General features: G+C 62.6%; 13 protein-coding genes. 11 read left to right on the top strand and 2 right to left on the bottom strand.

The genetic code is table 11. The annotated features are described in order from the left end of the window. Positions 1 to 83: 83 nt before the first annotated feature. On the top strand, positions 84 to 1,151 hold the full coding sequence (locus ASD03_RS09710) for an IS110 family transposase (protein ID WP_057213078.1): 1,068 nt from the start codon (positions 84 to 86) through the stop codon (positions 1,149 to 1,151). A gap of 369 nt (positions 1,152 to 1,520) precedes the next feature. Beyond that, on the top strand, positions 1,521 to 2,384 hold the full coding sequence (locus ASD03_RS09705) for a DMT family transporter (protein WP_025428409.1): 864 nt from the start codon (positions 1,521 to 1,523) through the stop codon (positions 2,382 to 2,384). A 21-nt stretch (positions 2,385 to 2,405) separates the two neighbouring features. Here the strand turns inward: ASD03_RS09705 and ASD03_RS09700 are convergent, their stop codons facing one another. Further along, a complete protein-coding gene (locus ASD03_RS09700) occupies positions 2,406 to 3,299 on the bottom strand; it encodes a LysR family transcriptional regulator (RefSeq protein WP_025428408.1) in 894 nt (297 codons plus the stop codon). Positions 3,300 to 3,414: 115 nt separating this feature from the next. On the opposite strand from ASD03_RS09700, the gene ASD03_RS09695 reads away from it, so the two are divergent. The 9 genes from ASD03_RS09695 (at position 3,415) to ASD03_RS09655 (ending at position 11,466) form a co-directional block, all read left to right on the top strand. Next, entirely contained in the window at positions 3,415 to 4,326 is a 912-nt protein-coding gene (locus ASD03_RS09695) for an NmrA/HSCARG family protein (RefSeq protein WP_057213061.1), read from the top strand. Positions 4,327 to 4,351: 25 nt separating this feature from the next. Next, entirely contained in the window at positions 4,352 to 4,600 is a 249-nt protein-coding gene (locus ASD03_RS09690) for a DUF2798 domain-containing protein (protein ID WP_198956878.1), read from the top strand. A gap of 129 nt (positions 4,601 to 4,729) precedes the next feature. Beyond that, complete coding sequence (locus ASD03_RS09685) at positions 4,730 to 5,476, top strand: GntR family transcriptional regulator (protein WP_025428406.1); 747 nt, start codon at positions 4,730 to 4,732, stop codon at positions 5,474 to 5,476. 173 nt (positions 5,477 to 5,649) lie between these two features. Next, the gene (locus ASD03_RS40355) at positions 5,650 to 6,336 is read left to right on the top strand and encodes a putative N-acetylmannosamine-6-phosphate 2-epimerase (RefSeq protein WP_038577785.1); all 687 of its coding nucleotides are present in this window, start codon (positions 5,650 to 5,652) and stop codon (positions 6,334 to 6,336) included. Next, positions 6,333 to 7,199: an ROK family protein gene (locus ASD03_RS40350; protein ID WP_244494618.1), complete on the top strand. Its 867-nt coding sequence runs from the start codon at positions 6,333 to 6,335 to the stop codon at positions 7,197 to 7,199. Before ASD03_RS40355 ends, ASD03_RS40350 begins: the two co-directional genes overlap by 4 nt. A 28-nt stretch (positions 7,200 to 7,227) precedes the next feature. Next, positions 7,228 to 8,541: an extracellular solute-binding protein gene (locus ASD03_RS09670; RefSeq protein ID WP_025428405.1), complete on the top strand. Its 1,314-nt coding sequence runs from the start codon at positions 7,228 to 7,230 to the stop codon at positions 8,539 to 8,541. Positions 8,542 to 8,678: 137 nt separating this feature from the next. After that, positions 8,679 to 9,566: a sugar ABC transporter permease gene (locus tag ASD03_RS09665; RefSeq protein WP_025428404.1), complete on the top strand. Its 888-nt coding sequence runs from the start codon at positions 8,679 to 8,681 to the stop codon at positions 9,564 to 9,566. Continuing rightward, positions 9,563 to 10,384, top strand: a complete 822-nt coding sequence (locus ASD03_RS09660; RefSeq protein ID WP_025428403.1) for a carbohydrate ABC transporter permease — start codon at positions 9,563 to 9,565, stop codon at positions 10,382 to 10,384. The genes ASD03_RS09665 and ASD03_RS09660 overlap by 4 nt, the downstream gene beginning before the upstream one ends. A gap of 20 nt (positions 10,385 to 10,404) precedes the next feature. Next, positions 10,405 to 11,466: an ABC transporter ATP-binding protein gene (locus ASD03_RS09655; RefSeq protein WP_057213060.1), complete on the top strand. Its 1,062-nt coding sequence runs from the start codon at positions 10,405 to 10,407 to the stop codon at positions 11,464 to 11,466. A gap of 23 nt (positions 11,467 to 11,489) precedes the next feature. Here ASD03_RS09655 and ASD03_RS09650 read toward each other — a convergent pair whose 3' ends face one another. Further along, positions 11,490 to 12,530 (bottom strand): dipeptidase, encoded by a 1,041-nt coding sequence (locus ASD03_RS09650; RefSeq protein WP_025428401.1) that lies wholly within the window; start codon positions 12,528 to 12,530, stop codon positions 11,490 to 11,492. Between the last annotated feature and the right edge of the window lie 85 nt (positions 12,531 to 12,615).

Raw genomic sequence — 12,615 nt, 5'->3', positions numbered from 1 at the left:
TGATGATCGAGGGACAGTCACGCTTCCGGCCTTTCGGCTTACCTTATTGGGGTTTCGAAGATCTCAACAAGGGAGTTGGAAGCATGACTGCCTCTTATGATTACCATATCGGCGTCGACTACCACAAATCCTATAGTCATCTGGTGGTGCAGGACAGCAGCGGCAAGACGCTCAGATCGGGCCGGGTGAAGAACGATCGCCAGTCGCTCGGTGGGTTTCTGGAACGCTACCGCGAGAACTCGCATGCTGTGGTCGAGGCGACGCGCAACTGGATGGTGATGTACGACTGGCTCGACGACATTTGCGATGATGTCGTTCTCGCCCATCCCTTGAAGGTCAAGGCGATTGCCGACGCCAAGATCAAGACCGACAAGATCGATGCGACGGTGCTCGCGCATCTGCTCAGGGCCGACCTGGTGCCGGAGGCCTGGGCGCCCAGCGAACGAGCAAGAGACCTGCGCGTCGCCCTGCGCGAGCGGATGTTTTACGTGCGGCTGCGCACGATGACGAAGAACCGCATTGTCACGGTGTTTGATCGCTATCCGGAGCAGACGGCACAGCTGAAGAAGCTCGGGGATCTGTTTGGCAAGGCCGGCCGCGTCCAGCTGGCGCAAGTCAACGTCTCGGAGATCGACCGCATCCAGATCGACCGTGGCCTCGCCTTCATCGGCGACATCGACGGGCGGATCAAGCAGTCGGAAGCAACGATCCGGGCGATGACCAAGGCCAATGCCAACGTCAAGCTGTTGAAGACGATCCCCGGCATCGGCGAGTTCTTCGCCCGGCTGATCGACGCGGAGATTGACGATGTATCCCGCTTTCGCAATCCGAAGAAGCTCGCCGCCTATGCCGGACTGGTGCCCTCGACCTATTCGAGCGGCGGCAAGACCTTTCACGGCAAGATCATCAAGCAGGGCAACAAGTGGCTGCGCTGGGCTTTCGTCGAAGCCGTCACCCCCGCCATCGCCAGCGATGCGCAACTTCATGACCAGTACGAGCATCTGAAGATCAGAGGAACCAACAAGGCGCGTGTGGCGATCGCGCGCAAGCTTTTGACGATCGCCTTCCAGATCCTGCGTGACCAGCGCGCTTACGAGCCGCGCGGCACCAGCACCACGGAAGGCGCGTCGACGATATCCCGGCTGTCCTGATTGTCGTCTAGCGAGCCCGGCAGGACTGGGCTGCGCTCCTCAAGGAGAATGGGAAGCCGGGAGCCGAACGCCACTCTGTGACCGAAGCCAGCACGGCATCAGGGTCACGCATTGGAGACTGGTTCAAGAACCGAACGGCAGATGCCTGTCGCGCGGAAGGAAGAGATTTAGCCGATCGGCGCAAATGCCGATCAATAACCAACCGAACCCAAGGAAAGCTGGTTCAAGAACCGAACGGCAGATGCCTGTCGCGCGGAAGGAAGAGATTTAGCCGATCGGCGCAAATGCCGATCAATAACCAACCGAACCCAAGGAAAAGCCGCCAATCGAAGGCGTTTCGCCCCTTGTGTTCTTTCATTGGAGACGACAATGGACAGAACGACGACCGGCTGGATAAACGGCTTTCTGGGTGTGTTGATTTTCAGCGGCTCGCTGCCGGCCACACGCGCTGCCGTCATGGACTTCGACCCGGTGTTCCTGACGGTCGCGCGCGCGGCCATCGCCGGTGCACTTGCGCTCTGCCTGCTCCTTGTCTTTCGCCAACCCAAGCCGACACGTGCCGATCTCTTCTCGTTGGCGATCGTTGCCTTCGGCGTCGTACTCGGTTTTCCGCTGCTGACCGCGCTGGCGCTTGAGCATGTGACATCGGCCCATTCGATCGTCTTCGTCGGATTGTTGCCCTTGGCGACCGCGGTCTTCGGCGTGCTTCGCGGCGGCGAGCGACCGCATCCGGCCTTCTGGCTGTTTTCCTGCCTCGGCAGTGCACTGGTTGCCGGTTTCGCGCTCACGCAGGGCTTTTCGGCCTCGCCGGTCGGCGACCTCCTGATGCTTGCCGCAATCATCGTCTGCGGTCTTGGTTATGCCGAGGGAGCAAGCCTGTCGCGCAAGCTCGGCGGCTGGCAAGTGATCTGCTGGGCGCTGGTACTGTCGCTGCCGGTCATGATCGGTATCGGCCTCTTCACGAACCCGCCGTCCTTCGAGATGGTGAATGGCGCGGCCTGGACCGGGCTTGCCTATGTCTCGGTCTTCAGCATGCTGATCGGCTTCGTCTTCTGGTATCGCGGACTCGCGCTTGGCGGCGTCGCCGGCGTCGGACAGTTGCAGCTGCTTCAACCGTTCTTCGGCCTCACGCTTGCTGCAGCGCTTCTCCACGAGCCGGTTAGCTGGGCTATGCTGGCTGTCACCGGCGCCATCGTGCTGTGCGTAGCTGGCGCAAAGAAGTTCGCGAAGTAGACGGCAGGTGCGCAGCCTCCGTCAGAGATGATCGAGTTTGAGCCGTTTGCTGAGGAGGTCGATAAATGTCCGGACCTTTGCCGTCGGCACCCTGCCCTCGCGCCACAGCACGTGGATCGGAACGGGCGCAGGCTCGAACTCTTGAAGTACAATCTCGACCCGACCCTCGGCGATCAAGTGCTCGATCTGCCAGAGCGGAGAGTAGCCAAGACCGAGCCCCTCGCAGACGGCGGCATAGATTGCCGTCATGGCGTTTACCCGCAACGGGCCGGCTACTTTGACCTCACGCGGCTTGCCGTCGATCGAGAACATCCACGCGCCGGGCCGGTCGCCACCTGAACGAACGACACAATTGTGCTGCTTGAGTTCATTTGGATGCATCGGCCGGCCATGGTCGGCGAAATAGGACGGCGTGCCGAAAACCACACGGCGCAGCGCGCCCAATCGCTTTCCCATCAGACCGGAGTCAGCAAGGTCTCCAATCCGCACCACCATGTCGAGCCCGCCGTCTGCGAGGTCGACGAACGCATCGGAAAGGTCGAGTTCGACCTCGACCTTTCGATGTTTCCGCATGTACTCGGCGACGATCGGCATCAGGAAGCGCGGGGCAAACAGCGCTGGCGCGCCGATCCGCAGCACGCCTGAAGGCTCCATCCGTCGCTGTGCCGCCTCAAGCCTGGCTTCGCGGATTTCATCGACGGCAGGTTTGATCCGGCGATAGAAGATTTCGCCAGCCTCGCTCGGCGTCGAGCGGCGCGTCGTGCGGTGGATGAGTTCCACGCCAATATCGTCTTCAAGAGCGGCAAGCGCACGGCTGACGGTTTGCAACGGCCGCGCAAGACGGCTGGCCGCCGCCGTCAGGCTGCCGAGTTCCACCACGGCGACGAACACTTCCAGGTCTTCGATACGGCTCATTCCATTATCCCGCTTTTGTAGAGAATAAATCACATTTTTGGATGATTGTCCAAATTTTTGCCGAACGATAATCTGCGTTCACATTGAAGTGACGAGCACAGGAAGGCGAAATCGCATGACAGCGAGAGGCAAGAAAGCGACCGGAAATAGGATACTTGTCGTCGGGGCAACCGGCCGGTTTGCCGGGCTTGTCATGCCCGAACTGGTCCGCCGCGGCGCCGTCTTGCGCGCCCTGATCAGGGATCAGTCCAATATCGGCCTGGCGCAATCACTTGGCGCCCGACAGGTTGCGGTCGGCGACCTTAGAGATCGCGACAGCCTCGACATCGCACTGCAGGGCGTCGACGGCGTCTTTCATCTCGGACCGGCTTTCGCGCCGGACGAAACGGCGATGGGCATCGCGATGGTCGACGCGTCGGTCCGTGCGGGCGTGAGGAAGTTCCTCTTCTCCTCGGTCATTCAGCCGACGAACACGCGGCTGAAGAACCATGCTGCCAAGATACCGGTCGAGGATGCGCTCTATTCGTCCAATCTCGAATACACCATCCTGCACCCGGCAAACTTCATGCAGAACATCCGCTCAGCCTGGCCGACCGTCGTCGAACAGGGCGTCTTTTCCGAACCCTTTCCGAAGACCGCGCGTGTGGCACGCGTCGACTATCGTGACGTCGCCGAGGTGGCGGCGATCGCGCTGACCGAGGACCGGCTCGCCTACGCCAGCCTCGAGCTCTGCGCCGATGGTCGCCACAACAGGGAAGAGATCGCCGAGATGATGGCAAAGGCGCTTGGCCGGCCGATCGCGGCCGGTGAGATCGGCTTCCACGAATGGGCCGCTCCGGCGCGGGCAAAATACACCGAGCACCAGCTAAGCCTGCTCGCCAAGGTTTATGAGCACTACGCAGCCGTCGGCCTTGGCGGCAACAGCCTGTCGCTCAGGGCCGCTCTTGGGCGGGAACCCCGGAGCCTGCAGTCCTTCATCGAAGAGCTGGCGGCCGGCGCCAATCCCCGCCTTCAGCCCCACGCCTGAACCTTGAAACCGGAGCATGACCCAAATGCCGAAGAAACTTCCTCCGCGCTATAACGCCGTCGCCATGCCACTGGTGCTGTCGGTGCTGATGTCCTGCCTCGTCTCGGCCGTCTCGACCACGGCCAATGCCGGCTTCAGAGCCGATCTGTTCTCCCTGTGGATGAAGGCCTGGGGCATTTCGTGGCTGGTGGCGTTTCCAAGCCTGCTGCTCGTGCTGCCACTGGTACGCCTCATCGTCGCGGCGATCGTGCAGGCACCGCAGGCCAGACGTTGAGTCTGGCTTGATAAACGGTCGAGCCGTGCACCGGCTTGGTAAAAGCCGTAAAATTCGGCCCCCAGTACAATACCAGTTTAACACCGGGCAAAAATATTGCATAAGGAGGCATCTCAAGCAGGTGTCTCCATGAGCGATCAAGCAACTCTCGATTTTCTGTTGCAGACCATGTCCGGCGAGAGCGGCGAGCCGCTCTACCGCCGGCTCGGCGAAGCGATCAAGGCGGCGATCGGCGCCTCCGTCATACGGCATGGTGCAGTCATTCCGAGCGAGCGGGACCTGAGCGAGGGTCTGGCGATATCGCGCGTGACAGTGAGAAAAGCCATTGAGGGCCTGGTCGCCGAAGGGCTATTGGATCGGCGCCAGGGCGCAAAGACCGTCGTCTCTTCGCGTGTCGAAAAATCGCTGGCGACGATGACAAGCTTTTCGGAGGATATGCGGTCGCGCGGGCTCGAACCCGGATGCGTCTGGATTTCGCGGGAGATCAGCCGCCCGTCGCCGGCAGAGATGATGGCGCTCGGCATTCCCGTCAGCGAAAAGATCGTTCGCCTGCGGCGGCTGCGCACCGCCGACAACACCCCGATTGCCATCGAGACCGCGGCACTCCCCGCCCGTTTCGTGCCGCAGCCTGAGGCGATCGGCGCCTCGCTCTACGAGTATCTGGCCGCCCATGGCGCCCTTCCCGTCCGGGCGCTGCAGCGCATGCAGGCAAAGCCGGCGAGCGAGGAAGAACGCCGCCTGCTCGCGACACCCGAAGGCACCAGCCTTTTGATCATGGAGCGCCGCTGCTTCCTCGCCGACGGCCAGATCGTCGAGTTTACCCAGACCAAATATCGCGGCGACGTCTACGACTTCGTCATCGAATTGATGCGATAATACCAGTTTACTTCCTGTTGCAATCTGGTCTTGCCCTGTTACCGTAATGGCCTGATCGGGTCGCAACGGTACGGGCTGACACAGCCTCAAAGCCATGATGCGGCCGAGTAGCAAATGCGTGCGGGGAGCGGCTGATATCGCCAAAGGTCGTTACCCGCGCCAGAGGAGCCGGCGTGACATTCGAGATCCAAAGCCTGAAGAACGGACTGATCGTTTCCTGCCAGCCGGTCAAAGGCGGCGTCATGGACAACGCGGCGATGGTCGTCGGCTTCGCCTTGGCGGCGCTTAATGGCGGTGCGGCGGCGCTCCGGATCGAATCTGCCGACTACGTCCGCGCCGTTCGCCAGGCGACCGACCGGCCGATCATCGGCCTCGTCAAGCGCGACCTGACGACCTCGCCTGTTCGCATCACGCCGCTGATCGAGGATGTAGATGCATTGGCCGCGGCGGGCGCGGATATCATCGCCTATGACGCCACGCAACGGACGCGCCCGGTCGAGACCAGGCGCCTGATCGAGCGCATCCAGGCAACAGGAAAGATCGCCATGGCCGATTGCTCTGTCAGCAGCGACGCGGCGCAGGCCTTGCGCGAAGGCGCCGAAATCGTCGGCTCGACACTCGCCGGCTACACCGGACCGGTGGAGCCGACCGAACCGGACTTCGCGCTCATTGCCGCCATGCGCAGGCTCACACCCTTCGTCGTTGCGGAAGGCTGCGTCCGCACCCCGGAACAGGCGTCGCAAGCGCTGCGGGTCGGCGCCTTCACCGTCGTTGTCGGCTCCGCCATTACCCGGCCGGAACACGTGACCTCCTGGTTCCGCACAGCGCTCGACGAAACCCTGGCATCGAGCGGGGCATGAATGTGATGGCGCAGGCGCAGGCCACCCTCTCCATCGACCTTGGCGGCACGAAGATGCTGGCGGCGCTGGTGCGCGACCGGACCGTTCTCGAAACGCACAAGATGGCGACACCCCGCGGCGGCGATCCGGCCGAATGGCTGCAGGCTTTGTTCGACGCCATCACCATGTGGAACGGTCGCTACGACAAGGTCGGCGTCGCCGTTACCGGCATCGTCGACGATGGCCATTGGTCGGCGCTCAACCGCAACACGCTCGATATCCCCGATCGCTTCCCGCTGACCGACGTGGTCGCGGCACTTTCGGGCTCGCCCGTCCTTGCCGCCAACGACGCCCAGGCGGCGGCCTGGGGCGAGTTCAGCTTCGGCGCCGGCCGGCGCGAGGACATGGTTTTCCTCACGGTTTCAACAGGCATTGGTGGCGGCATCGTCGTCAACGGCCGTCTGCTCGGGGGCCTTGCCGGGCACTTTGGCCAGTTCCGCCTTGATGAGGCGACGCACCATACGCTCGAAGACCAGGTTTCCGGCCATTGGATAGCCGGGGAGGCCAGCGTCCATCAAAAGGATGCCACCGCCCGCGAGGTCTTTGCAGCGGCCGACGCCGGGCAGGAGTGGGCGCGCCGGATCGTCGAGGCCTCGGCACGCCAAACGGCTTTGCTGTGCCGCAATATTCAACTCGCGCTCGATCCGAAGCGCATCGTCATCGGCGGCGGCATTGGGCTGGCGCCGGGCTACCTGACATCCATCGAGCGCGCGCTGGGCGACCTTCCGCCGCGCCTCAAGCCATCGATCCACGCCGCCGAACTCGGGGAGAACGCTGGCGTGGTCGGAATCGCAGATCTTGCAGAGCGTCAACAACAACTTTGAGGGAGAACCAAAGATGACACTTGCGACCATGAAACGAGGAGCGCTGCTCGCAGCCAGTATCGCCGGCCTTCTGGCAAGCCCGACACTGGCAGAAGTCACCGTGCTCGGCTGGCCCGGCGGCCCGGAGGAAGTGGCGCTGCGCGCCGCCGCTGACACCTACAACGCAAAGCCCGACGTTGCCGACAAGGACAAGGTCGAGCTGCTGTTCTTCAACCGTGAGGGCTTCTGGGACAAGCTGCAGGCCGACCTTGCCGCCGGCTCCAAGGCATTCGACCTCAACCTGCTCGCCACCTACTCGATCGGCCGCTACGCGCCGTTCATGGAGCCGGTCGTACTGTCTGAAGAGGCCAAGGCCGTCTATGGCGACTCGGTGCTTTCGACGATGCAGTATGAAGGCAAGCAGTACGGCGTGCCGACCGACCTGTCGCTGCATTTCATGTACTTCCGCAAGGACCTCATCGACGCCCTGATGAAGGACGATGCGGCAAAGGCGAAATATGCGGAGATCTCGGAGAAATACCTGGGCAAGAAGCTGGAGCCGAAGGCTCCGGACGAATGGACCTGGGACGACTATGCCGCAACGGCGCTTTACTTCACGCAAGCCGTCAATCCGGACAGCCCGACGCGCTACGGCACCGTGCTGCAGCTCAAGAACCTGCTGTTCAACATCATGATCTGGCAGTCGGTGCCGCGTGCCTACGGCGCCAACTGGATGGACGACAGCGGCAAGATCACCGTCAATTCCGACGCCTATCGCAAGGGCCTGGAAATCTACAAGCTGCTCTACGACAACGGCGCAACCCCGCGCGACTCGCTCTCCTACGAGTTTGCGGAAGCGAACGCGGCCTTTGCTTCCGGTCAGGTGGCGGCCATGCTGCAATGGAACGCCGCCGCCGGCGATCTGACCAGTAAGGAAAAGTCACCCACTGTGGCCGAGGTCACCGATACCGTAGCCCCTCCCGCCGGTCCGGAAGGGCGCTTCACCCATATCCACGGCCTCGGCTTCGGTCTCAACAAGAACGCCGAGAACAAGGAAGGGGCGGCCCTGTTCCTGAAATGGCTGTCTTCGAAAGAAGCGGCGCTGATCTATGCCAGGAACAACGGCGCACCGGCGTTGACACCCGAGGTGGTCGCCGAAGTCGCGGAAGCACGGCCGGATCTGGTCAAGCTCGGCGAATTCGCCGGCAAGTACGGTTATGTCATGAACGGCGGCACCTCGGCCAAGGCGCTGTCGGTCTATGAACTGCAGGCCAAGGAGTTCACCGGTTACTGGTCCGGCCAGCAATCGATCGACGATGCGCTCGCCAATACCGAAAAGGGCATGGCCGAACTGCTGAAATAAGCGAAAGCACCGGCGGCGGGTGACTGTCGCCGGTGCCCTTCGGCAAGACCGGTAGTTAAGGAGTGACAGGCGCCCGCCGGGAACTGTCTCTCCGTGAGCCGCCGACACCCTAAGACAGGTAGACACAGATCGGTCCGATGACGAAAGCCTCGCAACGCCCCCTTGTCCAGGAATTCAGGTTACTCGCCACGCCCGTGGTGCTGTTCCTCCTTGTCTTTCTCGGCTTTCCCGCGATCGTCAACCTGATCTATTCGGTCTCCGACGTCTCGTTCGAGACGTTGCGCCAGCCCGAATTGTCCGGCTTCAAGAATTTCGCCGCCGTGTGGAGCGATAGCGCCTTCTGGCAGGCAAGCTGGTTCTCGTTCCGCTTTGGTCTTCTGACGGCCGCACTCGAATGCACACTCGGGCTTTTCCTCGCCATATTCCTGTCGCCGCTGATCGAGCGGCGCAGCTGGCTGATGGCGATCCTGATGCTGCCGCTGATGGTAGCGCCGGCGCTGGTCGGCCTGATGTATCGGCTCGTCCTACACGAGTTCGTCGGCCCCGTGCCCTATTATCTCTGGACCTATTTCGGCGCGAGCCTGTCGTTTCTCGGCCCCGGCTCAGCCTTCTGGACGCTCGTGGTCGTCGAGACGCTGCAGTGGACGCCGTTCGCGCTGCTGCTGTTCTACATGGCCTACCAGGCGATCCCCTCCGAGATCGCCGAAGCTTCGGCCATGGACGGCGCCAAGAGTCATCATCGGCTCTGGTACATCGAATTGCCCTTGATGCTGCCGACGATCGTCGTGGCCTTGCTCATCCGTTTCATCGACGGCTTCCGCGTCTTCGACAACGTCTATGTCCTGACCGGCAGCGGCCCCGGCGGCTCGACGGCATCGCTGTCGATCTACATCTACGAGGCGTTCTTCAAGCAGGGTGCCATCGGCAAGGCGGTCGCCGCCTCGGTGATCCTGTTCGTCGTCTCCTTTGCCGTCCTCTACGGCCTCAATTTCATTGCCAGCCGGCGGAAGGGAGCGGCCCGATGATGACAGCACTTCGCTGGCTGGTATTTGCGATCGCCGCATTCGCCATGAACTTTCCGATCCTGGTGACCCTTTCGACCTCGTTCAAGAGCACCAGAGAGCTGTCGACCAATCCCGGCCTTTGGGTGCAGTCGCCAACGCTCGACAACTATCTCGCGGTCTTCCAGGTGACGGACCGGTTGAACATCTTCCTCTATCTGTTCAACAGCCTCTCGGTCGCCTTGATCGGCACGTTGCTGGCGGTGGCGCTCGCCCTTCCCGCGGCTTACGCGATTGCCCGCGGCCGGCTCGGCGAGCGGACGCTGCTGCCGTTCATCGTCAACCTGCGCGCCGTTCCGCTCATCATCTTCGCGATCCCGCTCTATATGATGTTCCAGTGGCTGGCGCTGCTCGACACCCGTCTCGGCCTCGGGCTGATCCTGACCATCGTCAACCTGCCGCTGGCGCTCGTTATCCTCGTCAACGCCATCCGTGACCTGCCGGCCGAGCTCGACGAGGCCGCGCTCATGGATGGCGCCAGCCGGACGCAGATCCTCTTCAAGGTGATCGCCCCTGTCTGCCGCCCTGCCATCGTCACCAGCCTGATCTTCGGCTTCATCACCGCCTGGAACGAGTTCCTGTTCGGCCTGATGCTGACGACGTCCAAGGCCGTACCAATCACCGTCGGCGCCTCGTTCTTCTTCGCCGCCAGCGGCGGCGGCGTGCAATGGGGCGTGGCGTCTGCCGTGATGATCGTCGGCGCGCTTCCCCCGGTCCTGCTCGGCCTCATCATGTATCGCCAGATCAGCGGCTCGATGACAGCAGGCGCGGTCAAGGGCTGACCTTTATTTCGGAGACAACCATGGCTACGATTTCACTTAAAAAGGCCGGCAAGCAATACGGCAACCTGGAGATCATCCGCGAACTCGACCTCGACATCGCCGACGGCGAATTCGTCGTCATCGTCGGCCCTTCCGGCTGCGGTAAGTCCACACTGCTGCGCATGATCGCCGGGCTGGAGGAGACCACCTCCGGCCAGCTCTTCATCGACGGCCGCGACGTGACTGCGGCCTCCCCGGTCGAGCGCAAGCTCGCTATGGTGTTCCAGTCCTACGCGCTCTACCCGCACATGACGGTCCGCCGCAACATGGGGTTCGGCCTCAAGCTGGCAAAGCTGCCCACTGGGCGGATCAAGGCCAAGGTCGAGGCGGCCGCCGAGACCTTGAAGCTCACCCACCTGCTCGAGCGTTACCCGAAGGAATTGTCCGGCGGCCAGCGCCAGCGCGTCGCGATCGGCCGAGCGATCGTTCGCGAACCCGTCGGTTTCCTCTTCGACGAGCCGCTCTCCAATCTCGATGCGGCGCTACGCGTCGACATGCGGCTCGAAATCGCCAAGCTGCACCGCACCCTCGGCGCGACGATGATCTACGTCACCCACGATCAGGTGGAGGCGATGACACTTGCCGACAGGATCGTGGTGATGAAGGACGGACGCATCATGCAGCAGGGCAGCCCGCAGGCGCTCTACCAGACGCCCGCCAATCTGTTTGTCGCCCAGTTCATCGGCAGTCCGAAGATGAACCTTCTGGCCTGCCAGCCCGGCGCTAGCGGGCTCGACCTATCCGGCGAAGGCAGCATTCAGCTGCGAGTATCCGACGCTGCAGCGCCAGCGCATCTGGGCGCCCGGCCCGAACATCTGTCTCTGGTTTCGCCCGAAAGCGGCCATTGCCGGGGCACCGTCGAGGTCAGCGAATATCTTGGCGGCAACACCAGCGTCTTCGTGCGCGCCGGCAAACTCGGGTTGATCAACGTCAGCGCCCCCGCCGATACGCCCTATCGCATCGGCGAGACCGTGGGCATCAGTATTGATGCGGCGAGATCGTCGCTGTTCGACGAGGCAGGAGCAGCAATCGCAGCGAACTGATAAGGCTCGCTGCGCGCCCTATCTTACGCGCCCCAGGTCGTTTCCAGCACCCGGATCCAGTTGCCGTGGCAAACCTTGGCGAGCGTCGCCTCGTCGTAACCTCGCTTGCGGAGCACGTCGACCAGTTGCTGCAGGTCGGCCGCGTCGCGCATCGCCGCGGGGATCGTGGTGCCGTCAAAGTCGGAGCCGAGCGCGACATGATCGATGCCGATGCGGTTGGCGATGTAGTCGATGTGATCGGCCAAAAGCTCGAGGCTGGTGTCCGGGTTCTTGATGCCATCAGACCGCAAGAACAACACGCCGAAATTGATGCCGGCAAGGCCGCTGGTATCCTTGATGGCGTCGAGTTGGCGATCCGTGAGGTTGCGGCTGTGCGGGCAAAGCGCATGCACGTTGGAATGCGAGGCGACCAGCGGCGCATTGGACAGAGCGGCAATGTCCCAGAATCCCTGCTCGTTCATGTGCGACAGGTCGACCATGACCCTGAGCTCGTTGCACGCCCGGATCAGATCCTTGCCGCTTTCCGTCAGGCCGGGACCGATATCCGGCGACGACGGGAAACGGAACGGCACACCATAGGCAAAGATGTTCGGCCGGCTCCAGACAGGCCCGAGCGTGCGCAGGCCGGCGGCGTGCAGCACGTAAAGCGCATCGAGATCGGCGGCGAAGGCTTCGACACCTTCGACGTGGAGCACCGAGGCGAACACACCGTCGGCGATGGCCTGGCGGATATCGGCTGCCGACCGGCAGATCTTCAGACGGCCGCTCGCTCGCCGCTCAAGCCGCATGAGCAGGCTTGCCATGCCGAGCGTGCTCTTCAGCGCATCCTGCTGATCCGGCGTTGCGAAATCGCCATTGGCATCCTTCTGCATGCTGGGCGACGCGACATAGACAGCGCAAAGACCACCGGCGAGCCCACCTTTTTCCGCCTTGACGAGATCGATATGACCGCTGCCGCCGCCGTCAACGAAGCGGGCCTCGGCGTCTGCCTGCTGCGAGTGCCACAAGCGGGACAACACATCGTTATGTCCATCGAAGACCGGAATTTTCGCCTGTGTTGCCAATTGGGGACCGCCTTTCAACTTGTTTGCCGCCCACGGCGGCCGACTGCGCACGACTCAAACTGGCCGTCGCGCGCGAACATAATCA

The sequence above is a fragment of the Ensifer sp. Root127 genome (genome assembly GCF_001425225.1).
GTDB classification, from domain to species: domain Bacteria; phylum Pseudomonadota; class Alphaproteobacteria; order Rhizobiales; family Rhizobiaceae; genus Ensifer; species Ensifer canadensis.
Note: the sequence above shows the minus strand (reverse complement) of the source record. Positions and strands in the feature narration are given on the sequence as shown.

Coding starts and splice junctions, on each gene's coding strand:
- ASD03_RS09660 (WP_025428403.1), top strand. CDS start 9,563: ATGATGACAGCACTTCGCTGGCTGGTATTTGCGATCGCCGCATTCGCC.
- ASD03_RS09690 (WP_198956878.1), top strand. CDS start 4,352: ATGCCGAAGAAACTTCCTCCGCGCTATAACGCCGTCGCCATGCCACTG.
- ASD03_RS09655 (WP_057213060.1), top strand. CDS start 10,405: ATGGCTACGATTTCACTTAAAAAGGCCGGCAAGCAATACGGCAACCTG.
- ASD03_RS09700 (WP_025428408.1), bottom strand. CDS start 3,299: ATGAGCCGTATCGAAGACCTGGAAGTGTTCGTCGCCGTGGTGGAACTC.
- ASD03_RS09710 (WP_057213078.1), top strand. CDS start 84: ATGACTGCCTCTTATGATTACCATATCGGCGTCGACTACCACAAATCC.
- ASD03_RS09695 (WP_057213061.1), top strand. CDS start 3,415: ATGACAGCGAGAGGCAAGAAAGCGACCGGAAATAGGATACTTGTCGTC.
- ASD03_RS40350 (WP_244494618.1), top strand. CDS start 6,333: ATGAATGTGATGGCGCAGGCGCAGGCCACCCTCTCCATCGACCTTGGC.
- ASD03_RS09670 (WP_025428405.1), top strand. CDS start 7,228: ATGAAACGAGGAGCGCTGCTCGCAGCCAGTATCGCCGGCCTTCTGGCA.
- ASD03_RS09665 (WP_025428404.1), top strand. CDS start 8,679: ATGACGAAAGCCTCGCAACGCCCCCTTGTCCAGGAATTCAGGTTACTC.
- ASD03_RS09685 (WP_025428406.1), top strand. CDS start 4,730: ATGAGCGATCAAGCAACTCTCGATTTTCTGTTGCAGACCATGTCCGGC.
- ASD03_RS09705 (WP_025428409.1), top strand. CDS start 1,521: ATGGACAGAACGACGACCGGCTGGATAAACGGCTTTCTGGGTGTGTTG.